The sequence below is a fragment of the Pseudomonas sp. K8 genome (assembly GCF_014889455.1).
In the GTDB taxonomy this organism is placed as follows: Bacteria; Pseudomonadota; Gammaproteobacteria; order Pseudomonadales; family Pseudomonadaceae; genus Aquipseudomonas; species Aquipseudomonas veronii.
Genome location: NZ_VJWO01000009.1, coordinates 73,199 through 94,227, shown reverse-complemented (window position 1 = coordinate 94,227; position 21,029 = coordinate 73,199). Strand labels below are relative to the sequence as shown.

The window sequence follows — 21,029 nt, the reverse complement described above, 5'->3', positions numbered from 1 at the left end:
CCCACATTTTTTTAGACCGCGTCGTGCGTTAGAGCACGTAGTGCATGATCGCCACGAAATGCAGCAAACTGCCGCCGATCACAAACAGATGCCAGATCCCATGGGAATGCCGCAGGCGGTCCTCCAGGGCAAAAAAGATAATGCCGACGGTGTACAACACCCCGCCCGCCGCCAGCCAGATAAACCCCGCCGTGCCCAGCGCGGCGATCAGCGGCTTGACCGCCACCAGCACGATCCAGCCCATCACCGCATAGATCACGATCGACAGAACCCGTGCTTCAGAACGCGGTTTGATCTCCTGCAGAATGCCGATCACCGCCAGCCCCCACACGATCCCGAACAACGTCCAGCCCCACGGCCCTCTTAAACTGACCAGGCAAAACGGCGTGTAACTGCCGGCGATCAACAGGTAGATCGAAAAGTGATCGACCTTCTGCATGATCGCTTTTCGCCGCCCCTGCACGCTGTGATACACCGTCGACGCGCTGTACAGCACCATCAACGTAAACCCATAAATCGCCACGCTGACAATCTTCCAGGGGCTGCCGTCCAGGCTCGCCACCACCAACATCCACACCGCGCCCACACACGCCGCGACTGCACCGAGCAAATGGCTCCAGGCGTTGAATCGTTCCCCGTGGTACATCTGTCACTGACCTCCCGTAACCGTTGACCGCTGGCTGACAAGCGTCCCGCCTTGCGCATAAGAGTGCAAGGGCCTTATGACGTTCCGGCGACGCCGCACGGTTTTGCGCGCACAATCGGCAGCATTCGAACAAGAGCCACGGCCATGTTGATCGACGAAGAGTTCACCCTCAAAAAGCTGGAAATCTTCCTGGCCTTCATGCGTACCGGCAACCTGGCCCGCGCCGCTGCCGAGCTGCAAACCAGCAACGTCAGCGTACACCGCGCCATCCACTCCCTGGAAAACGCCCTGCGCTGCCCGCTGTTCAAGCATGAAGGCCGCAACCTCACCCCGCTGGAAAGCGCCTACGTGCTCGAAGAGCGCGCACAAAAGCTGGTGCAGGACGCAGTCGACAGCATCCGCCTGACCCGCGAAGCCGCCGGCTTCTCCGCCGAACGCTTCAAGCTCGGCTCGCTGTATTCGCTGACGGTGAAAACCGTGCCGCAGTTGATCATGGGCCTGAAACTGCGCCGCAGCGAACTCAACATCGACCTGATCCTCGGCTCCAACTTCGACCTGCTGTATAAGCTCAAGAACATGGAGGTCGACGCGATCCTGATCTCCCTCGACGAACGCGCCAACGACCCCGATTGCGAACAGATCGCGTTGTTCTCCGACGACATCTTCCTCGCCACGCCCGCCGACTCGCCCTTCGACCGCGACCAGCAGATCGACCTGGCCGACGTGCGCGACGCCACGTTCATCACCCTCACCCAAGGCTTCGCCACCCACCAGGACGGCAACCGTGTGTTCAAGCAAGCGGGGTTCGAGCCGAAGGTGGCGATGCAGGTCAATGACATCTTCACCCTGCTGAGCATGGTCAGTTCGGGGGTCGGTTATGCGCTGCTGCCGGGGCGGATTGCGGCGGTGTATGAGAACCGCGTGAAGCTGATACCGCTGCAACCCCGGTATCGGTTGCAGCAGCATATCGGGGTGGTGTTCTTGAAGGCCAAGGAGCGTGATCCGAATTTGCTGGCGTTGTTGGCCGAATGTCGGATGTATGCCAATCGGCAGGTGACAGCCTGACAGACCGTTATCGGGGGCAAGCCCCCTCCCACATTGAAACGCACTCCAAATGTGGGAGGGGGCTTGCCCCCGATAGCGCCAGCCCAATCACCGCAACACCCCAAAGTCAGCCCACCAACCCTCGCACAATGAAGTACAGCAACGAAGGCCCGAGCAAACAGCCAAGCCCGGTGTGGAACGTCGCGGTCAGCGCGCCATACGGCACCAGGCGCCGATCCGTCGCCGCCAGCCCCGCCGTCACGCCACTCACCGTACCGGCCAGCCCACCGAACACCATCGCCGAACGCGGGTTATCCAGGCCCATCCAACGCGCCGCAACCGGCGTGCCGACCATCACCAGAATCGCCTTGATCAAGCCAGTGGCAATCGACAGCGCCATCACATCCGAGGTCGCGCCGATCGCCGCACCGGTCACCGGGCCGACGATGTAGGTCACGGCGCCAGCGCCGATGGTGGTCATGCTGATCGCATCGCGATAACCGAACACCCAAGCCATGCTTGCACCGACGATAAACGGCAGGATCGTGCCCAGCAGCAGCGCAATCACACCGATCATCCCGGCCTTGCGCGCTTCGGTGGCTTGCACTTCAAACGCCGTGGCGACGATGGCGAAGTCGCGCAGCATCGCGCCGCCCATCAGGCCGATGCCGGAGAACAGCGATATATCCGCCAGGCCTTTTTGCCCGCCGGTCATGGTGCCGCCGACCCAGGCCAGCACCAGGCCGATCACGATGGCAATCGCCGAGCCGTGAACGCGCCCGAACGTCAGACGCTTGGACAGCACCATGGAAATCCACATCACCACGCCCACGAACGCAAAGGCGGTGACCAGGCCGTTATGCTCCAAACCCTTTTCAATGAGAGCCCACATATCAGCGGCCTCCCACGACAGGTGTCGGTGTGATCAGCGGTTCTTCATCGGGCAGCGGTTCGCCCTTGTGCGTGCGGCTGATCAACGCGATGGTGCAACCACACACCACCACCGAACCAATCGCCGCGAGCACCGCGACCGGGCCGCCGTGCAGAGCGGTGACCACGTTTTGCTGTGCGGCCATCGCCACCACCACGGGGATGTACATCGCCCCCCAGAAGCCGACGCCCATTTCGCAATCCTTGGTCATGCCGCCGCGTTTGTGCATCCACAGCCGTGCGCAGATCAGCAGGATCATCGCGATGCCCACCCCGCCCACGTTGGATTTGACGCCGAGCAACACGCCAAGCATGTCGCCCATGATCACGCCCGCGAGCGTGCAGATCGCCAGCAATGCCACACCGTAAATAATCATTGTTGTTGTCCTCAAAGTGCTCGATCGATTTTTTGTTGTTGTGCTTCGAAAGCCTTGGGTGGTGCTTTATCGGTGGCGGCGCTCCTCCTCTTCCAGCAGGGCCTGCAAGGTGTCCAGGCGCGCACCTTCGCAGGCGATCACCGTGCCGTGTTCGAACACGCGGCGTGACAAGCCGGTGAGAACGGCGCCGGGGGGCAGTTCGATCTGCAGGCGCACGCCGCGCTCATAGGCGCTTTGCACGGTGCCGCGCCAGTCGACGACGCGGCACATGTTGAAGGCCAGGTCGTCGCGCAATTGCGCAGGGTCGCGGATCGGCCGCGCCCGGGTACTGCTCAAGTAGCTGATGCGCGGTGCATTGAGCGTGACGAACGCTTCAGCCAGCACCTGGGCCGGGCGCTCCAGCAGCGCGCAATGGGACGGCACGCTGACGGCCAGGCGCTTGGCGATGCCGTTGCCTTTGACGCGCTGGGCGACACGCTGCATCGCTTCATCGCTGCCGGCGATCACCGTCTGGTTGTCGGCGTTGATATTGGCCAGGTACACCGGGGTTTCGGGGCTATGGATGTCGGCCAGCAGGGTTTCGACAGTGGATAAATCCGGGCCGATCAGGGCGGTCATACCGTAGCCCTGTGGATAAGCCTGCTGCATCAGTTCGCCACGCAGGCTGACCAGCCGGACGGCGTCGGCAAAGTCCAGGGCACCGGCAATCCCCGCCGCCGGGTAAGCACCGATGGACAAACCCGCCACATAGTCCGGCGTGCGCGCCAACAGGCGCGCATGGGCCACACCCGCAATCAACAGACACAACTGCACAGCGCGGGTACTGGCCAAGGCTCGCGCAGAGTCGAGTGGGCGAACGTCTTCAGCCAAGGCCTCGCTGGCTTCGTCCAGCACCGACGCGGGCAAATGCCGAAGCATGCCAGGGCGTTGCGCGCCCTGCCCCGGAAACACCAGCAGGCTGCTCATATCAGCGCCTGCCAGGGATCGATGACCAGGTGCGCGCCGCTGGCGGTTTTGAGTAATACGCGACGTGACGAGCCGGCCCATTCGCGCAAGGCGACGGCGCCAAACGGGGTTTGCAGTTGCAGGTCCACGGCGCAGACCGCCGTGTCCAGGATCGCCAGCAAGTCCTCGGCGTCGCGTCGCTCCAGCGGCTCGGGGGTGTGCAGGATCAAATCCAGATCGCTGGCGTCATGCAGCGCTTCGATGCCCGTGGCCAATTCAAAACCCGCACTGCCGCTGACGCCCCAATCCTTCTGCGCCAGCAGCGGCCGCAGTTGAGCCAGCGCCTGCAATGCCGGCAAATCCCGTGGCGATGTCACCTCGCGCAGGGCTTGCGGCGTCACGCGCCGCCGCACCAGCGCCAGCGGCATCTGCGCGGCGAAACGCTGCTCGCGCAAACGCCCGCGCACGCCGACCGCCACCAGGCCCGGTTGCGCAATGGCGCGGCGGACCACCACCGGCTGCCCGGCGCCGAGCGCCTCCAGCACCCAGGCCGGCGCATCGGCAGGCACATGCGCCGGGGTCATGCCCCAGAGCAGGTCGTGGGCGTTCACCATTGCGCCCGCAGCAGTTGGCGCACATGGCTGGAGGCGGCGCGATGGGGCGCACCCAGGCGACCGCTCAAATCACGGCCATCGACATCCTTGATCGCATTGACCAGGCAGTCGCTGACCCGCGCCACATCGTCCTTCGTCGGCTGTTCAATCTGGCTGACCGACAGGGTCTCCCAGAGCAAACCGAGGCTGGCATAACTGTCGATGTCATAGGCCATCGGCGGCACGCTGGCGGCCAGGGCTTCGAGCTCTTCGACGCTGCGCAGGGTCACCCGCGCCGCCGAGGCCTTGCCCATGGCGTGAACCATCACGCCGGGGTCGCGCAGGGCGATCAGGCGGTTGGCCTGGTAGCCGTGGGCGAGGAACGCGCCGGACATGGCCTTGCCCACCAACAACCCGATCACCGGGTGCCCGGCCAGACGGGCCCGAGCGTAGCTGTCGACCGCGGCGGCCAGGGCTTGATGGATGCCGAGGGCTTCTTCGCGACGGCCATAGGCCTGGCTCGGCACATCGACGATGGCGATCAACGGGCGCTGGTCGCCGGTCGCAATGGCTTCATCCACGGCTTTGGCCAACCCCCAGCCTTCGAGCAGGCCGACTTCGCCATTGCGTGCGCGGGGGAAGCGGTTTTGCGCGTCAGGGACCACGGCGATAAAGCGCACCGTGTGTTCACCCAATACGCCATCGGCGACTTTCAGCGAGTCCGGCAACCCTTCCACGGGTTGGGCGCCGGCACTCAACGCGTTGAACCACTGCAAGCCTCTCATGAGCGTTCTCCCTGATACAGATCGCGAACCGTCGCCGGGTCGATTTGCGGTTCGGCGTCCAGTTCAGCCAGGCGCGCCAGATAGAAGTCGGCGCGGCGACTGCGTTGTTGGGCGGGCAAGCCGAGCTGCAATAGCGCGCTGACGGTCTGCTGAATCTGCGCGACATCATCCGCCACGTAACGGTCGGCCAAGCCGCTGTTGAAGCGTTGTTCGCCGCCGGTCAGGCTCCAGATAAAGGGCCGGTCGCGGGAATCGTATTCATCCAGGCCGGCTTCCTGCTCGATCACCTGCGGACCGTTCAAGCCCAGGCGCGCTTCGCGGGTCACCAGCAGATAGCTGCACAGCCCGGCGGCGATGGACATCCCGCCAAAGCAACCGACGCTGCCCGCCACCACGCCGATCACCGGCTGATACTGGCGCAGATCGACAATCGCGGCGTGGATATCGGCAATCGCCGCCAGGCCCAGGTTGGCTTCCTGCAGGCGCACGCCACCAGTTTCCAGCAGCAGCACGGCGCGGGTCGGGATGCCGTTGCGGTTGTCTTCGGCCGCCAGTTCAAGGGCGCCGGCGATTTTTGCGCCGCCGACCTCACCGAGGCTGCCGCCCTGGAAGTTGCCTTCGATCGCGGCGATCACCACCGGCTTGCCAGCGATGTTGCCTTTGGCGATCACCACGCCGTCGTCGGCCTGGGGCACCACGCCCTGACGGCTGAGCCAGGGCGACATGACCCGTTCGAACGGGTCGATCAGCTCGCGGTAAGAACCTGCGTCCAACAAGGCCTTGGCCCGCTGCCGTGCGCCCAGTTCGACGAAGCTGTGTTTGCTGAGCAAGTCAGTCATGGCCGATCTCCTCGAAGCCTTGTTCCAGGCGCAGGCGCACCACGCCGGGCGTGGCACCGAAGTCGTGGATATCAATGTTCAACGCGGGCGGCGTGTGCTCCTGGAAGATCCGCTCGAACAGGTGCTGCCAGCGCTGTTCGGCGCCATTCACCGAGGTCTGTACCTGAATGCTCAGGATGCCGGGCGTGCCCGGTTCCAGCAGCACTTCGAGGTCGCCCGAACCGACACACCCCACCAGCGCGCGACCTTTGGGCGGCTGCCCGGCGGGAAATTCAAAGGATAAGGTTTCCATCAAAACGCTCCATCGAGGCGGTCGATAAACAGGCAGGCGGCCAACAGGTCGGCGGCGCCGCCGGGGGAGGCATTCAGGGCCAACAGCTGTTGGTCGAGTTCGTGCAAATGGCGGCGACCGGCCAGGGTCGCGCTGCCGCCTGCGTCGAGCACCGCTTGAGCGCCGTGTTGCATGGCGTGCAGGCCCGCGGTGCCGGCGCGGTAGAGCACGCAGGTGTCGGCCAGGGCGGTCATGATCGCGAGCAACGCATCCAGGCGCGCGTTCTGTTCACCGGCCTGTAGCTGGCGGCTTTTGTGCAGTTGCGGCAGGCCGCGTTGCAGCACCGAGGGGAAACCCAGCTGGGCTTCCTCACGGGCACCGCGTGCGCCGTAACGTTGCGCCACCTGCGCGCCGTGGCTCATGGGTTGCGGGGCATGGCGATCGTCGAGCAGGGCCAGTTTTGCCGCTGTCAGGGTTACGGCATTCGGGTGAAGGGATTGGGGTTCCAGTGCCGCAGCCGCGGTGAGTAAGCCGAGGGCCCAGATCGCACCGCGATGGGTGTTCACGCCGAGGGTGGTGACGAGCATCGCCTGTTCACCCTCACGACCGATGCGGCCGAGGGCTTCGCGCAGGGGCAAGCCGACTTCACCGATGTCGCGGGCGGCTTCGGCCATTGCCAGGAACATCGGCCACAGCGACAGCGCCGAGGCGTGCATCAGGCCCAGGTGCAAATCGCGGTGGGCGCCGTTGCCACGACGGTCCACCAGGGCCGGTTTGGGCGACAGGTCGGCTTCGTCGATCAGGGCGTCGACGGCCAGGTCCGCCAGGCGTTCGGCAACGCTGAGTGGGTGCAGTTTGAGGGCGCGCATTTACCAGCTCCTGAACTTGGCGGGAGGGTTGTACAAACCGCCGGACCACTCCACCAGGTCGGCCACGCTCTTGGCGGCCAACAACTCGCGGGTGGCGTCGGTGCGGCGGATGCCGAGGTCTTCGGGCCAGGCGATCAGGCCCTCACGGCGCATGCGCGCGGTGTCTTTGGGGTTATGGCGCATGCCGATGGCAGTCACCCCGGCGACGGCGGCAATCATCGCCTGGCGCTCTTCCAGGGAGCGCGCCTTGTACAGGTAGGCAATGCCTTCTTCGGTGAGCAGGTGGGTGACGTCGTCACCGTAGATCATGATCGGCGCCAAAGGCATGCCGCTTTTGCGCGCCACCTCCACCGCGTCTAGGGTGTTGACGAAGGTCGGTTTGCCGCCCTCCTGGAACGTCTCGACCATTTGCACCACGAGCTTTTTGCCGCGCTCCAAGAGTGCTTCGGGAGCATCCTCGTGACGCATGTCGAGCCAGGCCGGGGTGCCATGGCGGCGGCCACGCGGGTCGTGGCCCATGTTCGGTGCGCCGCCGAAACCGGCGAGGCGCCCGCGGGTGACCGTGGAGGAATGCCCGTCGCCGTCGACTTGCAGGGTGGCGCCGATAAACAGGTCCACCGCGTATTGGCCGGCCAGTTGGCAAAACATGCGGTTGGAGCGCATGGAACCGTCGCGGCCAGTGAAGAACACATCCGGTCGGGCGGCGATGTAGTGTTCCATGCCCAGTTCAGTGCCGAAGCAATGCACGCTTTCGACCCAGCCGCTTTCAATGGCGGGAATCAGCGTGGGGTGCGGGTTGAGGGTCCAGTTGCGGCAGATCTTGCCCTTAAGACCCAGGGATTCGCCGTAGGTGGGCAGGATCAATTCGATGGCGGCGGTATTGAAGCCGATGCCGTGGTTGAGCGACTGCACGTTGTGTTTTTCGTAGATGCCGCGGATTGCCATCATCGCCATCAGCACATGCACCGGCTTGATGTGGCGCGGATCACGGGTGAACAGCGGTTCGATGTAGAACGGCTTGTCGGCCACCACCACGAAGTCGACCCAACTGGCCGGGATGTCGACGCGGGGCAAGTCGGTGACGTCATCCACCAACTGATTGACCTGCACAATGACAATGCCATCGCTGAACGCTGCCGGCTCGATCAGCGCCGGGGTGTCTTCGGTACTCGCGCCGGTGTAGATATTACCGGCGCGGTCGGCCATGAAGCCGGCCGAGAGCACCACATTGGGGATCAGGTCCACCACCAACCGGGCATAGAGTTCGATGTAGGTGTGGATCGCGCCGATTTCCAGCAGGCCGTCTTCCAGCAACTGGCTGATGCGCAAGGATTGGGTGCCGGCGAAAGAGAAGTCGAGCTTGCGCGCGATGCCCTTTTCAAACAGGTCCAGGTGCTCGGACCGGCCGACACTGGGCATGATCATGTGCAAATCGTGGAGCTTGGCCGGGTCAGCCTTGGCCAGGGAGCGCGAGAGGAAATCCGCCTGCTTCTGGTTATTGCCCTCCAGCACCACGCGGTCGCCGGGGAGAATCAGGGCTTCGAGGGCCTCAACGATTTTGTCGCTGGGCAGCACGGCCCCATCCGCATACTGCTTGACCAGCCCGAGCCGCCGCTGCTTCTCGTCGCGCCGCCGCGTCCAGCGCGAGTCGGGGGTAATTATTGTTGTCATGGTCGCTCCACGGGTTTGCTGTCGTGGGCTGTACCTTAGGAGTGATTCAGAGGGGCATCAATCAAGCTGGGCGGCGGATCGTTACGGCTGGAGTAATGAATCAGCCACAGACACGGGGTTAAGCCTAATGGGGAGCAACATGCCCCCCAAAACAGCCCACGGCGCTACTCGAAGCGAGGTAAATGCGGAACCACCGTCGGCTTTTGCGCACTCACCCATGCGTCGAACCCTCCGGTGATCGATGTTACGTGCAGGTAGCCCATATCAAGCAGCGATACAGCCGCGAGTGCTGCACGACCACCCGTTTTGCAGTACAGCACGACCTTAAGGTCCCGCGAACTGAGTGCGGTATCGTTGGACAGTTTAAATTCCAGCATTCCGCGCGAGGCATGCACAGCGCCCGAGATATGACCTGCGGCATACTCGTCGGCTTCACGTACATCAATAAGTACATCCGCATTCTGGATAGCCAGGTCAACGTCTTCGATGGCAACTTCTTCGATACGGGCTTTAGCGTCTACTACAAGATCGTGGGCAGTTTTAATCATGGTATTTGGGAAGCGTCCAGTTGGGAGAGTTAGCCGACGTTCAAAGCGGCGCCGCAACACCTGCGCGGCTGCCATCGGTATTAATCATGTGGTCGGCCATTTCGGAAAACATACGTTGCAGCTTCGCATTCAGGACTGCGTCATCCACCTGCTCGTTGATTGCCTGACACATGCACAGCATCCATTCGTCGCGCTCGACAATACTGACTGCAAAGGGCGCATGTCGCATGCGCAAACGCGGGTGGCCACGTTCCTGTTGAAACAGTGGCGGACCGCCAAGCCAGCCACTCAGGAACTTGAATAGACTGTCGGCGCTGCCGGCAAGACTCGGCGGGTGCATCTGGCGCACTCTTCGCGCCTCGCACAGCACCTCCATCAATTCGAAAAAGCGGTCGACCAGTTTATGGATACCCGCCTCTCCCCCTAACTGGAGATAAGTACTGGTGTTGTTCTTATGCACGGTACTCAATAGTTCAGTCATATCGTCAGCACTCAATGTTGGAACTTTATCCCGCGGGCAAGCGCATGTGTCACACAGCACTGCCATTGGCAGATGACGCCGCCGTCGTTTATCGCAACGGGCCATGACCAGGCAGTTAGCACGCGCCATGCCAAGAGCGGAAATGTGTTTTTTATTGATTGATAACAAATACTTAACTATTCGAGCACGAAGATGGCAGATGCGTTGGCAGTCACATATTCTGCCAATCGGCTATGACGGCAGTGGTTGGCAGTCAGGGTGCGGGCGAGCGCCTACGACGTGTGGCAGGCCGAGCATTGGGAGCAGCGGATTGATTGAGCTCTGAAGACGAGCGCTAACCTGTGTGGGAGGGGGCTCGCCCTCGATGGCAGTGGCTCAGTTACAGATACTGAGACTGACACACCGCCATCGGGGGCAAGCCCCCTCCCACATTTGTTCGGCGGTGTCTTTTAAATAGCGGTCCCCAAAAGGGAGTGATCAGTCGCTGTTTGGGAACGTTTCAAGATGCTGGAGAAGGGCTGACTTGATCCCGCGCTCTGTCGACCAGCAACTGCCCCAAAGCCGCCATTTGCTGGATTCCGAGCATGATTGCGCGCTGCGAGCGACACGTTCATGCAGGGCGCAAAATATTGCAGGAAGAATCCGAACGCTGACTCATCACAACTCCATCACCACCTTGACCGCTCCAAGACCTTCGAGGGCGTAGCTGTTGTACTCATACACGCCCCCCTGAATATCCAACCGAAGCACGCCCTCATGCTCACTTACTTGCACATCGGGTTCTTTGGTTTTCAGAAATGGATGAGCCGACACCAACCCTGTGAGTATTTCCTGATCACTCCCCAGGTCCTTATGAACGTAGTACCTGTAGGAAAAGCCCACCGTCGCACCACCCTGCCCATCCCGCGCGCCGTAGATTGAGGTGCCGTTGCCCAAGGAATGTTTCAACACCACCTCATCCAGATCCGGTGTCCCGGGCGACATGACCCAACTGCCCGCGATATAAATCAGGCAGACCACTAACAGGCAGTTACGCAGGATCGGTATGAAGCCTTCAGTGGCCTTGAGAAATCGCATACTCAATACCTCTCCTTATCCAATATTGATCTCGCGGGTCATCACCAAAAGGATCACCTCCCCACCATGATCCAAAATCCGGATGGGTGGTTTTTGCGATGGTCTGAGCAACACCAGCGGCGCGCAGCAACACGTGCTCAGGAATGCCCAACACCGTACCAGTTGCACCGTAATTGAAGTTACCAAAAGCCTCGTATTGGCGCCCTCGCTTCTTGTAGTTCCATGGCCCGGCAGCTCTGACCTGAGAATAAAACCAGGAGTAGGCGAACGCCGAGCCTGACTGGAGATGAACACGCTTGCATTTGGCTATTGCCATATTTTCTAGAAGTGAAACACCAGGCGGCATTAACGGTACGGCCATGTGCCGGTCCTTGTTGGCAGTGAGGGGTGCTGAAATTAGCATCCCACTCAGGCCAGAAAACCTGTCCAATCCAGGCAAAGAACTTGCCTACATAAACAACATTCAATTCTGACATCAGTGCGCTCAACGCTAACCTGTGTGGGAGCAAGCCCCTCCCACATCGGGATCATCGCAAGGCTTATGTTCAGGCCAGGCCGGATTCAACCAGCAGGGCTTCTAACCCCATCAAATCCGGCACTTTCGCCACATGCTCCCCCACCTGCACCGCCGCCAGTTCCAGCGGGCACAGCGGCACATCCACGTAGCTCAACTGGCTATCGAGTTTGTAGGAGCGGGGAATCCCCTGGATCACCATCGCAATGAACTTCAATGACGGCCGCCCGCCCAGGGCGTTCAGCACGACGATGCGCGAGCGCTCGCCGGTCACGCTGGCTTCACCGCAGGCCGCTTCGAAGCTGATCAGCGGCAATTGCCGGTCGCGCCAGGTCACTTGCCGCAGGTACCAGGGCGGTGCGTCGCTGGCCGGTTCGCCGCGCTGGAAGTCGATCAGTTCAGCGATGGCGACGTTGGGCAGCACCAGGTGGCGGTCGGCGAGGGGCAGGAGCAGGCCGGTGAGTTGGCTGGTGCGGTGGTCAAGCATGGGACTTGCTCCAATAGGCGATGCTTTCCAGCAGCACCGACTCCTGATACGGCTTGCCGAGGTAGTCGTTGACGCCGATGGCCATGGCGCGGTCGCGGTGTTTCTGGCCGGTGCGGGAGGTGATCATGATGATCGGCAAGCGCATCAGCCGTGGGTCGTTGCGCACCTGGATGGCCACTTCGAAACCGTCCATGCGCGGCATTTCGATGTCCAGCAGCATCAGGTCCGGGGTGTGTTCTTCCAGCACGGCCATGGCGTCGATGCCGTCCTTGGCGGTGAGGACGTTCATGCCGTTGCGCTCGAGCAGGCGGCTGGTGACTTTGCGCACGGTGACCGAGTCGTCCACCACCAGCACCAGCAGCGGGCGCTTTTTCAGCGGCGCGTTGAGCAGCAGCGGGACGTCCACCACCTGGGCCGGCAAGGCCGGTTGCCGGGCGCGGATGTGGGCGAGCAGGTCGATGATCAAGACCACGCGGCCATCGCCGAGAATGGTCGCCCCGGAGAGCCCCTTCACCCCGGCAAACTGCGGCCCCAGGCCCTTGACCACGATTTCCCGGCTCCCCGCCATGCTGTCTACCTGCACCGCCACGTGCCGTTCGTTGTACTGCACCAACAGCACCGGCAACGGTTGGTACTGGCCCAGCAGTTTCGGGCGGGCGACCGTGTGCAACAGGTCACCGAGGTAAAACAGCTCATAGCGCTGGCCAGCGTATTCATAACGCGGCGGGTCCAGTTGATAGTGCCCTTCCAGCTCATGGGGCAACACGCGCACCAGACCTTCGATGGTGTTGAGCGGCATCGCGTATTGATCGTCCGCGCACTGCACCATCAGCGCACGGTTGACCGACACGGTGAACGGCAGGCGAATACGAAAATGCACGCCCGCCCCCGGTATCGAATCGATAAACATCGAGCCGCCAAGCTGGCGCACTTCTTCATGCACCACGTCCATGCCCACGCCACGCCCGGAAATCTGGGTGATCTTTTCCGCGGTGGAGAACCCCGGCTGCAGGATGAACTGCAACACGTCATGGTCGCTGATCTCTTGATCAGCAGCGAGCAGGCCGCGCTTGATCGCCTTGCGCCGTACCGCATCGAGAGACACGCCGGCACCGTCGTCGCGCAGGTCGAAGAGGATATCGCCGCCTTCGTGGGTCAGGTCCAGGGTGACGCGGCCCTTCTCGGGCTTGCCGGCCAGCAGCCGCGCCTCGCGGGACTCCAGGCCGTGATCGACGGCGTTGCGCAGCATATGTTCCAGCGGCGCGACCATGCGTTCCAGCACGTTGCGGTCCATCTCGCCCTCGGCATTGCCGACCACGAATTCCACGTCCTTGCCCAACTCCTGCGCGACCTGGCGCACGATGCGCTTGAGGCGCGGCAGCATGCGTTCAAAGGGCACCATGCGCGTTCGCATCAGGCCTTCTTGCAATTCGGTGTTGATGCGCGCCTGTTGCTGCAACAGGTCGTGGGCATCCTGGTTGCGGCGTTCGAGGGTTTCCTTGAGGTCGAGCAAGTCGGAAGCAGACTCGAACAACGCCCGGGACAGTTGCTGCAACTGTGAATGACGGTCCATTTCCAGCGGGTCGAATTCGTCATAGTCCAAGCGCTCGGCTTCGGCCTGCTGACGGCTGAAGAGGCGGCCCTGGGTTTCGCTGTCGAGCCGACGCAGTTGGTCGCGCATGCGCTCGAGGGTGGTTTCCACCTCGTTGAGGGCAACCTGCGCGTCGTTGACCTGCTGTTCGATTCGGCCACGGAAGATCGAGGTTTCACCGGCCAGGTTGACCAGGTCGTCCAGCAGGTCGGCGGAGATTTTCACCATGTCGGCCGTCGGTTCGACAGCCGCTTCGGCCTTGCCCGTCACCAACGCCACCGCCGCCACCGGCTCATCGCTGGGGTGGACCAGGCTCTTGATGCGCTCGATGAGTTTGTCCACCGAGCCCACCGGCAAGCCCGCCGCCACCGCATCGATCATCTGCGCCAGGCGGTCGTGACAACCTTGCAGCAAGGCGAACAACTCAGAGGACGCCACGAGCAAACCGGAGGACAAGCCTTCGTAGAGAAACTCCAGCTCATGGGCCAAGTCGCCGATCGGGCCGATCTCGACCATGCGCGCACCGCCCTTGAGGGTGTGCAGGTCGCGCAGCAGGGTTTCGACTTCCTGGCGGTTATGGGGCTCAGCCTGCCAGCGCAGCAACGCCGCGCCCGAGCTGTCGAGAATATCGGCGGCTTCTTCGAGGAAGATATCCAGCAATTCAGGGTCGATGCCCAAGGTATGCGCGGTCGCGACTGGCGCCGTGGGCGAACCGCTGTGGCGCAACGCCCGGACTTTGGCGATCAACTCACTGGAATCGCTCAGCGCCTGATGCTCTTGCAACTGGTCCAACTGCAACGCCAAGTGCTCATGACTGGACATCAGTACCTGGGACAGCTCGCCGGAATAGCTGTAGCGGCGGTCCGCCAGGCCTTCGTAAAGGCCTTCCAGCTCGTAGGCAAGGTCGCCGACCGGCCCGATTTCGGCCATGCGCGCGCCGCCCTTGAGGGTGTGCATATCGCGCTGCAACGAGGTCAACGGCGCGACGCCCTCGGGTTCCAGCAACCAGCGCTTGAGGGATTGCCCGGCGCTGTCGAGGATATCCACGGCTTCTTCGAGGAAGATCTCGACGATCTCATCATCTACCACCGCGTGCCGATCCAGGCGGGCCGTCGCGGCGCCCAGTTCGGAGATGCTCAGCGCACGGCTGCCGTCGCTTTTGATCAGGCCGGTGGCGGACGGATCGAGGGCGCCATCCAGCAGCTCGCGCAAGGCTTGCATGCGCGTCGGGGCCGGGCTGATTTCCTGACCGGCGGCCAGTTCGTCGAGCATGTTGATCAGCGCTTCGTGGGCCTGTTCGGCCTCCTGGAAAAACCGCTCGCTGACCGCCAGGCTGCTTTCTTCCACGGCGCCGTAAAGGTCGAGCAGGGCTTCGCACAGTTCGTCGATGGCGTGCAGGTCGGCGAGGTGCGCGCCCTGCCCCAGGGTAGTCAATTCATCCAGCAGCGCGGTCAGTTCCTGGCGTTCGCCGGGGTGTTGTTGCCAGCGGCGCAGCAGGCTTTCGGCGTCGAGCAGGATGTCCATGCCCTGGGCCAGGAAGTTGTTGATCAACTGCGGATCACGCTTGATCCGCAGCCCGGTGCTCGGCGCTTCGAGCTGGGCTTGAAGCTGCTGATCGAGCAGGCTTTGGGTGCGACCGATCAGGTCGGCGGCCCCTTGGATCGGCATCAGCGGGTCGCCGTTCAACTGGCGCAAGCCCCGTTGGAACAGGCCCTCGGCCTCCAGCAGCAGTTCCACTTCATCCAGGTCCAACGGCAGGCGGTGGGCCTTGTACTCGCGGGTCAGGTGATCGAGCGGGCGCGCCAGTTCGGCGATCGGCAGCACGCCGGCCATGTAAGCGCTGCCTTTGAGGGTGTGCAAGGCGCGTTGCAGCTCATCGCTGACTTGCAGCGGCACATGCTCGGCGGCCTGGCGCAGGAAATGGTTGAGGCTGTCGAGGTGGCTCTGGACTTCGTTGCGGAAGATCTCCAGCAGCATCGGGTCATGGGGTTCGGCAGCCGCCACGGCAGTGCCGCTGGCCAACGCGTGGGCGCGCGCGGCCAGGGCGTCGACCGCGTCCCGCTGGCGCTGGGCACCGGCGGCGAAGTCGGCGATCAGTTCCGGCAGCAGGGCCACTGCTTCATCCAGCACCTGTTGCACCTCGGGGCCGGCGGCCACGCTGCGCTCCAGCACGCGGTTGAGCAGGTTCTCCACGGCCCAGGCCAGTTCCGCCAGCACCAGGGCCCGCACCATGCGGCCGCTGCCTTTGAGGGTGTGGAAGGCACGGCGCATTTCGCCGAGGGCGGTTTTATCGACGCCGCTCGGCAGATGGTGGTGCAGCACCTCGAGGACTTCGGCGGTCTCTTCGAGGAACACTTCACGCAGTTCGTCGTCGATCGGCTCTTCACCGGCCGGCGGCGGCAGCAGGCTGCCGGGGCGTTGCAGGGCGGGCGGGTTCAAGCGCGAAGCGGGATTGGCCAGCGCGTCGAACTGGGACTGGCTCGGCGTGCTCTCGCTCGACAGCGCACCATCCGGCGCCACCAGCGCCTGGCGCCAGGGCTTTTCGGCAGGCAGGTAACCCAGCGCGGCCAGGCCCCGGGTGGCCAGCTCCAGCACCCGTTCGCCAGCGGCGTCGGGGTCTTGGAGCATGCGCTCCAGGTAGTACTCCAGGCCGCTGATCACGTCGGCGAAATGCTCCAACTGCTCTGCGGACGGCACTGCGTCGTTGATCATCAGTTGTTCATCGACGTAATCAGTGCAACCGCGCATCAGGCTCGCTGCGCGTGGCAGTGGAATCATCGCCAGGGCGCCGCGCACCTGGCTCAACAGCTCCGGCAGGGACTCCAGGCGCTGGCGCTCCCACTGGGCGTCGATGCAGTCGATCACCAGCTCTTTGGCTTGCTTGAGGCACTGGCAGGACTCGCGGATCACCAACTGATGAATCTGCGTCAGGTCGGTGGTGGGCAGGCGGCTTTCTTCGCGGTTTTCCGGCTCGACCGTGCCCGCCATCCCGGCCAGCGTGGCTTCGACGTAGAGCAAGGCGCCGGCGACATCCATCAGCACCGCATCGTTGGGTTCGCGCTGGCCCTGGGCCAGGCTCAACACCACCGCAAGCTGGTCGATGATAACTTTGCGCGGCTGGCCAAAGCCCAGCACCGCAAGGGTATCGGCGATTTGCCGCAGCGGCGCCAACAGCGCATCGAGGTCGCTGGTGTGTTGACGGTCGCTGCGCACGAACAGGTCGAGGCGCTCCTTGACCCGCACCAGCTCCTCGCACAACGCGCCGAGCACCGAGCCCATTGCATTGCGGTCCGGCCCGGCCAGGCGCGCCCGTTCGGCATCGACCACGGCGCTGTCGGGCAAGGCTTCATCGAGGCCGTAGCGTTCTTTCAGGCTTTGCATGCGCGGCGTTGGCCGGGTGACTTTGGCGACGTAGAACAGCAGGCTCTTGAGCAGTTCATCCGGCGCCGGCTGGTTGATGCCGCCAATGCCCTGGACAAGCAGGCGCTTGAGTTGCTTGTCGCTGGCCTTGAGCAGGCTGCGCAGCGCCGGGCTGTTGGCGATCACGCCGGTCAACATGCCCTCGACCAGCGCCGAGGTAACTTGCCACAGCGGCAACAGCGGCGCGCCCTGGCACAGCGCTTCGAGGCGCGCGAAGACTCGCGCCATGTCTTCCAGGTTGCTCGGGCCGTGATCTTCGCGCAGCAACCCGGCCAGGGCTTGTTGCAGCAGCAGGTGCCACTGGCGCACCTGCTCGTTCAGGTCGGGCGGCGCGCGTTGCGCCAGCGTTTCTTCGGACAACGGCGCAATCGACAGCAGTTGCGGGCTGAACAGGCTGGTTTCGGACAACAGGCTTTCGCCGCGCGCACTGCGCAGGTCGTTGAGCAGCGGCAACACCACCAGCGGCAAGTCGCGACGCGCGCTGTGGATGCGGTCCAGGTACAGCGGCAATTGGCCGAGGGCTTGTTGTAGCAGGCGGATGCTTTCATCGCGCTGGCTGACGCGCCCGGCCTGCAGGGCCAGAGCCAGGGCTTCGATTTCTTCGGCGAGCAGCGCCGCGCCGTAGAACTCGACCATTTGCAAGGCGCCATGCACTTGATGGATGCACGCCAGGCAGTCGCCGAGGGTGTCGTTGTCGGTGGTTTCGACAAACGCGTCCAGCGCCGAACGGGCCTGTTTCAGGGTTTCGGCAATGTCGCCCTTGACCCATTCGAGGGCCACGTAGTCGTGCCGATCAACCATAACTGCTCCGCTTAGAATTCATGAGTTGCTGGTGTTCTTGAAACAAAGAGCGAGATCACATGTGGAGGGGGCTTGCTCCCGATGACGGTGTATCAGTCACCTGATTCATTGACTGACCCACTGCCATCGGGAGCAAGCTCCCTCCCACATTTGGATTGCATTTCAATCATCAGCCTGCTTAGCAGCCGGGAGGGTGAAGCCCGATACTGAGCGGCGCAGCTGGCTGGCCATCTTCGCCAGGTTGCCGATGCTCTCGGCGGTGGCGGTCGAGCCCGATGAGGTCTGGCTGGTGATCTGCTGGATGACGTTCATGGTCAGCGAGATCTGCCCCGCCGACGACGTCTGTTGCTGCGCCGCGTTGGAAATACTCTGGATCAGCGCCGCCAGGGTTTTCGACACGCCTTCGATCTCTTCCAGCGCCACCCCGGCGTCCTGGGCCAGCCGTGCGCCGCGCACCACTTCGGTAGTGGTCTGTTCCATCGAGATGACGGCTTCGTTGGTGTCGGCCTGGATCGCCCGCACCAGGGTTTCGATCTGCCGCGTGGCCGCCGAGGAGCGCTCGGCCAGGCGTTGCACTTCATCGGCAACCACCGCGAAGCCGCGCCCGGCATCCCCGGCCATGCTTGCCTGGATCGCGGCGTTGAGCGCAAGGATGTTGGTCTGGTCGGCGATGTCATCGATCAGGCTGACAATGTCGCCGATCTCCTGGGACGACTCGCCCAGGCGCTTGATGCGCTTGGCGGTGTCCTGGATCTGCTCGCGAATGTTGTCCATGCCGTGGATGGTGTTGTGTACCACTTCATTGCCCTTGTTGGCGATTTCCACCGAGCGCTCGGCCACCGCCGAGGATTCAGCCGCGTTCGCCGACACCTGATCGATCGACTGGGCCATCTGCTTGATCGCGGTGGAGGCCTCGGCGATTTGCTGGGCCTGATGCTCCGAGGCCTGCGCCAGGTGCATGGCGGTGGCCTGGGTGTCCTGCACCGCGCCGGCGACCTGGCCGGCGGTGAGGTTGATGGTAGCGACAAGGTCGCGCAGTTGGTCCACGGAATAGTTGATGGAGTCGGCGATGGTGCCGGTGAAGTCTTCGGTCACCGAGGCTGTCACGGTGAGGTCGCCGTCGGCCAGGTCTTCGATTTCATCCAGCAGGCGCATGATCGCGTTCTGGTTGCGCTCGTTCTTCTCGGCGGTTTCCCGCAGTTGCTGGTTGGTGGCGCGGACCATCACCAGGCCGATCAGGATGATCGAGGCCAGCGCCAGCAAGCCCAGCACATAGCCGCCGATCGTGTCGAAGCTGCGCCCGCCGGCGAGGTTTTCAAAGCCGGTGGCCAGGAGCGAGGCTTCATCGAGCAGGGTTTGCGAGAGGTTGAAAATATTGCTCGCCGAGGCCCGGACCTGGAACAGTTGCGGTGAGGTTTCGAGGATCTCGTCCACGGAGCCGGAGACAAACTCGAACAGCTCGGCGATTTCCGCCAGGCGCGCCCGTGCGTCGTGGTCCTCGACCTGGGTGATGCGCAGCCCGGGGTTGCCCTGGAGCATGCCGGTGAGCACCTGGCCGAAGCGGTTGGCATCGCGGCCAAAGGCATCGGCGGCCTGCGCGGCGGTTTCGTCACCGGCCAGCACGGTGTTGACCGCCCCCAGGATCCGTTCGGCCAGCAGCGACTGGCGCTGGGCCAAGGCCACCTGGCTGGCCGGGGCGCCGCGTTGCAGCAGGATATCCACGACCTTTTCCGATTCCATCTGCAGTTGCGGCACGGTTTCGGCCAGGGTCGCGGCAACTTGATGCAACGACAGCACGGTCTGTTCGCTGGCGAGGATCGCGTCGGTGTTTTTCAGCAGCGCTTCCCAGTCGGTCTGCACCGCCCGCATCTCTGCACGTACCGCACTGGGCGCGGCGGGCAGGCCGGTGGCCGGGTCGCCCTTTTTCAGGTAACCCCAGCGCCGGGCAAAGTCATTGCGCGCCTCCGCCAGCAACTTGAACGCCGCGGCCTTGCCGGCGGCGGCTTCGGTGGCGTTCTTGGCGATACGCTGGGACAGCACCCGCAACTCACCGGCGTGGCCGATGTACTGCTTGTCGTAGGTGGACTGGGTGTTGAGGTACGCGAAGTTGGCGAACAGCAACATGATGAACACGATCAGCGCAATAAACAGCACGATGATCTGCGAGCGGCTGCGTGAGCCTGCCTGGGGTTTGGGCGTGGTAGCGGTGGTCATGCGGCAACATCCATGAAGCCAGGGGCCTGGGCCAGAGCGAAGGGGCTGAAGACCTGCCATTGCTGATCAGCGTCGAACCGGCCACTGATAAAGGGTACGCCGGGGGTGGCGCTGGGCAACAAGGCGTCTTGTGCGAAATGCTGCATACCCACCACCTCGTCCACCAGCAGCCCGATAAATATGTCCTGGTATTCCACGACCAATACCCGCCGCTGCTTGTCTGCCTTGGACAGCGCATGGCCGAGGAACCCGCCGAGATCCATCACCGGCAGCAGGCGCCCACGCAGGTTAGCGACTCCTCTGATCCAGGTCTTGACCCCGGGCATTAAAGTGCAGCGCGGCTCATGCAGCACTTCGGCGACTTCGCGCATGGGCGCGACAAACCACTGTTCGCCCACGCGAAAGCCGATCCCGCTCCAGCCTTGCAGGCGGGTTTCCTGGGACGGCAGGTCAGCGGCCAGCAGGCGACAGCGGCGGTCGATGTCCAGCAGCAGCTCGAAGGCGGTTAGCGACTCGGTCATGATGGCGTGCCGTCAGCGGGCCAAGACCTTGTTCAGGGTGGCGATCAGCGTGGCTTCGTCCACCGGCTTGGTCAGGTAATCCTTGGCGCCCTGGCGCGCGCCCCAGATTTTGTCGGTTTCCTGGTCCTTGGTGGTGATGATGATGATCGGGATGCTGTTGGTTTCCCGCTCCTTGGACAGCTGGCGGGTGGCCTGGAAGCCATTGAGGCCCGGCATCACGATGTCCATCAAGACCGCGTCGGGCTTTTCCTGGCGGGCCAGGGCCACGCCGTCGGCACCGTTTTCCGCTTTCAAGACCTGATGACCGTGCTTTTCCAGCATGCCGGTCAGTTTGTACATTTCGGTCGGCGAATCGTCGACGATCAGAACACGTGCCATGGTTTTCCCCACTACATTGGAAGACGC

The 21,029-nt window shown here is 63.2% G+C and carries 20 protein-coding genes and 1 pseudogene; 1 reads left to right on the top strand and 20 read right to left on the bottom strand.

Features of this window, described 5'->3' with window-relative positions:
* Nucleotides 1-28: 28 nt before the first annotated feature.
* Nucleotides 29-646: a PAQR family membrane homeostasis protein TrhA gene (gene trhA, locus INT12_RS09285; protein ID WP_017844979.1), complete on the bottom strand. Its 618-nt coding sequence runs from the start codon at nt 644-646 to the stop codon at nt 29-31.
* A 144-nt stretch (nt 647-790) separates the two neighbouring features.
* Between trhA and INT12_RS09280 the strand changes: the two genes are divergently transcribed.
* A complete protein-coding gene (locus INT12_RS09280) occupies nt 791-1,711 on the top strand; it encodes a LysR substrate-binding domain-containing protein (protein ID WP_017844980.1) in 921 nt (306 codons plus the stop codon).
* 106 nt (nt 1,712-1,817) lie between these two features.
* Here the strand turns inward: INT12_RS09280 and madM are convergent, their stop codons facing one another.
* From madM to pilH, 19 genes and pseudogenes are all read right to left on the bottom strand, one after another.
* The gene (gene madM / locus INT12_RS09275; RefSeq protein WP_104904309.1) at nt 1,818-2,582 is read right to left on the bottom strand and encodes a malonate transporter subunit MadM; all 765 of its coding nucleotides are present in this window, start codon (nt 2,580-2,582) and stop codon (nt 1,818-1,820) included.
* Nucleotide 2,583: 1 nt separating this feature from the next.
* Entirely contained in the window at nt 2,584-2,997 is a 414-nt protein-coding gene (madL, locus tag INT12_RS09270) for a malonate transporter subunit MadL (protein WP_017844982.1), read from the bottom strand.
* A 66-nt stretch (nt 2,998-3,063) separates the two neighbouring features.
* Complete coding sequence (gene mdcH / locus INT12_RS09265; protein ID WP_193058828.1) at nt 3,064-3,963, bottom strand: malonate decarboxylase subunit epsilon; 900 nt, start codon at nt 3,961-3,963, stop codon at nt 3,064-3,066.
* A complete protein-coding gene (locus tag INT12_RS09260; RefSeq protein ID WP_193058827.1) occupies nt 3,960-4,556 on the bottom strand; it encodes a malonate decarboxylase holo-ACP synthase in 597 nt (198 codons plus the stop codon). The genes mdcH and INT12_RS09260 overlap by 4 nt, the downstream gene beginning before the upstream one ends.
* Entirely contained in the window at nt 4,550-5,320 is a 771-nt protein-coding gene (gene mdcE, locus INT12_RS09255; RefSeq protein WP_193039523.1) for a biotin-independent malonate decarboxylase subunit gamma, read from the bottom strand. Before mdcE ends, INT12_RS09260 begins: the two co-directional genes overlap by 7 nt.
* The gene (locus tag INT12_RS09250) at nt 5,317-6,159 is read right to left on the bottom strand and encodes a biotin-independent malonate decarboxylase subunit beta (RefSeq protein WP_046381770.1); all 843 of its coding nucleotides are present in this window, start codon (nt 6,157-6,159) and stop codon (nt 5,317-5,319) included. The genes mdcE and INT12_RS09250 overlap by 4 nt, the downstream gene beginning before the upstream one ends.
* The gene (locus tag INT12_RS09245) at nt 6,152-6,451 is read right to left on the bottom strand and encodes a malonate decarboxylase subunit delta (protein WP_046381769.1); all 300 of its coding nucleotides are present in this window, start codon (nt 6,449-6,451) and stop codon (nt 6,152-6,154) included. The genes INT12_RS09250 and INT12_RS09245 overlap by 8 nt, the downstream gene beginning before the upstream one ends.
* Complete coding sequence (locus tag INT12_RS09240; RefSeq protein ID WP_193039524.1) at nt 6,451-7,299, bottom strand: triphosphoribosyl-dephospho-CoA synthase; 849 nt, start codon at nt 7,297-7,299, stop codon at nt 6,451-6,453. The genes INT12_RS09245 and INT12_RS09240 overlap by 1 nt, the downstream gene beginning before the upstream one ends.
* Nucleotides 7,300-8,970, bottom strand: a complete 1,671-nt coding sequence (mdcA, locus tag INT12_RS09235; protein ID WP_046381767.1) for a malonate decarboxylase subunit alpha — start codon at nt 8,968-8,970, stop codon at nt 7,300-7,302.
* Between the two features lie 164 nt (nt 8,971-9,134).
* Nucleotides 9,135-9,515: a rhodanese-like domain-containing protein gene (locus INT12_RS09230; RefSeq protein ID WP_104904597.1), complete on the bottom strand. Its 381-nt coding sequence runs from the start codon at nt 9,513-9,515 to the stop codon at nt 9,135-9,137.
* 43 nt (nt 9,516-9,558) lie between these two features.
* Complete coding sequence (locus INT12_RS09225) at nt 9,559-9,999, bottom strand: group II truncated hemoglobin (protein ID WP_193058826.1); 441 nt, start codon at nt 9,997-9,999, stop codon at nt 9,559-9,561.
* A gap of 499 nt (nt 10,000-10,498) precedes the next feature.
* Nucleotides 10,499-10,600: pseudogene (locus INT12_RS31930) on the bottom strand (DUF6124 family protein); the annotation flags it as partial.
* A 56-nt stretch (nt 10,601-10,656) separates the two neighbouring features.
* Entirely contained in the window at nt 10,657-11,076 is a 420-nt protein-coding gene (locus tag INT12_RS09220) for a hypothetical protein (RefSeq protein WP_046381766.1), read from the bottom strand.
* A complete protein-coding gene (locus INT12_RS09215) occupies nt 11,054-11,437 on the bottom strand; it encodes a polymorphic toxin type 44 domain-containing protein (RefSeq protein WP_079444867.1) in 384 nt (127 codons plus the stop codon). The genes INT12_RS09220 and INT12_RS09215 overlap by 23 nt, the downstream gene beginning before the upstream one ends.
* Nucleotides 11,438-11,621: 184 nt before the next feature.
* Entirely contained in the window at nt 11,622-12,077 is a 456-nt protein-coding gene (locus INT12_RS09210; protein ID WP_017844993.1) for a chemotaxis protein CheW, read from the bottom strand.
* On the bottom strand, nt 12,070-17,889 hold the full coding sequence (locus tag INT12_RS09205) for an Hpt domain-containing protein (protein WP_193039525.1): 5,820 nt from the start codon (nt 17,887-17,889) through the stop codon (nt 12,070-12,072). The genes INT12_RS09210 and INT12_RS09205 overlap by 8 nt, the downstream gene beginning before the upstream one ends.
* A 162-nt stretch (nt 17,890-18,051) precedes the next feature.
* A complete protein-coding gene (locus INT12_RS09200; protein ID WP_017844995.1) occupies nt 18,052-20,103 on the bottom strand; it encodes a methyl-accepting chemotaxis protein in 2,052 nt (683 codons plus the stop codon).
* Complete coding sequence (locus INT12_RS09195) at nt 20,100-20,624, bottom strand: chemotaxis protein CheW (RefSeq protein WP_046381763.1); 525 nt, start codon at nt 20,622-20,624, stop codon at nt 20,100-20,102. The genes INT12_RS09200 and INT12_RS09195 overlap by 4 nt, the downstream gene beginning before the upstream one ends.
* A gap of 12 nt (nt 20,625-20,636) precedes the next feature.
* Nucleotides 20,637-21,002 (bottom strand): twitching motility response regulator PilH, encoded by a 366-nt coding sequence (gene pilH / locus INT12_RS09190; protein ID WP_046487806.1) that lies wholly within the window; start codon nt 21,000-21,002, stop codon nt 20,637-20,639.
* Nucleotides 21,003-21,029 lie beyond the last annotated feature (27 nt).